The sequence below is a fragment of the Methanoregula sp. genome, from assembly GCF_049690535.1.
In the GTDB taxonomy this organism is placed as follows: domain Archaea; phylum Halobacteriota; class Methanomicrobia; order Methanomicrobiales; family Methanospirillaceae; genus Methanoregula.
This window is the reverse complement of the sequence record NZ_JBAVMX010000141.1, coordinates 1-2078: the sequence shown is the minus strand read 5'-3', so window position 1 is coordinate 2078 and position 2078 is coordinate 1. Positions and strand designations below refer to the sequence as shown.

2 protein-coding genes are annotated in these 2078 nt (G+C 56.4%); one reads left to right on the top strand and one right to left on the bottom strand.

Annotated elements, in window-relative coordinates; genetic code table 11:
• Positions 1-627 (bottom strand): SIMPL domain-containing protein (locus WCE46_RS11185; protein ID WP_424733803.1); only part of this gene is annotated, 627 nt, incomplete at its 3' end.
• A gap of 154 nt (positions 628-781) precedes the next feature.
• Between WCE46_RS11185 and WCE46_RS11180 the strand changes: the two genes are divergently transcribed.
• Positions 782-2032 carry a 3-isopropylmalate dehydratase large subunit gene (locus WCE46_RS11180; protein ID WP_424733802.1) on the top strand — a complete coding sequence of 417 codons (1251 nt, stop codon included), beginning with the start codon at positions 782-784 and terminating at the stop codon, positions 2030-2032.
• The last annotated feature ends 46 nt before the right edge of the window (positions 2033-2078 follow it).

Here is a 2078-nt window from a genome sequence, read left to right as displayed (position 1 = left end):
GTCGTAATTACTGTAGACGACCGGTGTGTATCCCTGGCTGATATCCGCCTCTTGAGTTCCCGTTATGGTAACATTGAGGGCTGTTGCAACTGCGTCCGCATCTGCCCGTGCGTTTATAACTGCCTTGGAGAGCGCCTGGCTCCGGAGTGCCTGTGCCTGTTCGTCGGAGAGCATGAACTGGATTGAGTTCACCTGGTTTGCACCTGCGGTTACGGCCGCGTCAATGACCTGGCCGGTCACATTGGTATCCTTGAGTGTTACCTGGAGTGCATTTGTAACCTGGTACGTTTTTATGTTGCTGGAGAGGATCCCATTGTTGTTGTCCTGATAAACCGGGGTGATAGTATAGTCCGTGGTCTTCATCTGGTCGCGGGGAACTCCCGCTGCCGCGAGCGCATCCACCACGGTATTCATTGCAAGAGCGTTGTTTGCCTGTGCAATCTTGACATCCGGATTGTCGGTCTCGACTGCGAAACTGATCTGTACCCGGTCGGGCGTGCCTGTCACCGAGCCGCTCCCGCTGACCTGGATGACGTGGGCATTCGTGGAATCTGCTGCCGATACACAGCCGATCAGTGCCAAGGTAAAAACTGCCAGGGCACAGAGGATAACTGCCATTTTTCTCATGGTATATCAGGCCAATAGTTGGAGACCGGGGGGATTAAAGATTACTTTGACTGCGAAATTATTCGTAATTATCAAAAATGCCCGTATATGGGCTCCGGATATCCAGTCCCCAAAGTACATGTGCCGGCAGAGCCTATAGTACAGGCGATAGAGCATGGGAGCAACAATCGTCGAGAAGATCTTCTCACGGAAATGTGGCAGCGATATCAGGGCAGGCGAAGTGGTCATGACACCCATTGACGGGGCTATGATCCACGATATTACCGGCCCTCTTGCCATCCAGAAGTTCTACGAGATGGGAGGAAAACGCGTCTTTGATCCAAAGCGTGTCATCATGCTCTTCGATCACCAGATCCCGGCAGATTCGCTCGAAGCGGCAAAAAACCATGTATATATGCGTAAATTTGCCGCGGAACAGGGCATCCATAATTATGATATCAACGAAGGGGTCTGTCACCAGGTGGTCCTGGAGAAGGGACGGGCAGCACCCGGCGAGATCGTAGTCGGTGCCGATTCCCACACCTGCATGTATGGCGCGGTGGGGGCGTTTGCCACCGGCATCGGTTCGACCGACATGGGTTTTGCGCTGAAGTTCGGCTCTCTCTACTTCAAGGTGCCGGAGACGATCCGGGCCGAGGTTGCGGGAAAGTTCCAGAGGCGTGTCGGGGCAAAAGACCTGATCCTCGCGATTGCGGCGGATATCGGGGCCGATGGGGCGACCTACCAGGCGATCGAGTTTGCGGGAAAGACCATCGCGAAGATGGATATGCCGGGCAGGATGACCTGCTGCAACATGGCCATCGAGATGGGCGCAAAGGCCGGCATCGTCCCGCCGGACAAGGTCACGTGGGAGTATATGAAGGGCAGGCGGAAGATGAAACCCTTCGACCTTGCAAGCGATGACGACGCGAACTTTGCGGAGAAGCGGACATACAACGTAGCAGATCTCGAACCGCAGGTCGCCATCCCCCACAATGTCGACCAGGGGGTACCGGTCAGCAAAGTCGAAGGATCCCATATCGACCAGGTCTTCATCGGCTCGTGCACGAATGGCCGGTACGAGGATATGGCAGAAGCAGCAGAAGTGCTGGGGAAGAAGAAGTTCGACCCCAAGGTCCGGGTGCTCGTCATCCCGGCGTCCCGGGACGAATACCTTAAGGCACTCGAAAACGGCCTTGTCGAACGGTTCGTAAAAGCAGGGGCCCTTGTCGAGGCGCCCTGCTGCGGGCCCTGTATGGGTGGCTCGTTTGGCCTGCTCGCGCCCGGCGAGGTCTGTCTCTCGACCTCGAACCGTAACTTCAAAGGCCGGCAGGGCAGCACCGAGGCGTTCGTGTACCTCTGCTCTGCGGCAACAGCGGCAGCGAGTGCGATGACCGGTGAGATCACGGATCCGCGGGAGGTGTGACGATGGCGACAAAGAAAACAATCCCTGCAAAGAAGGTAAGCGTCGG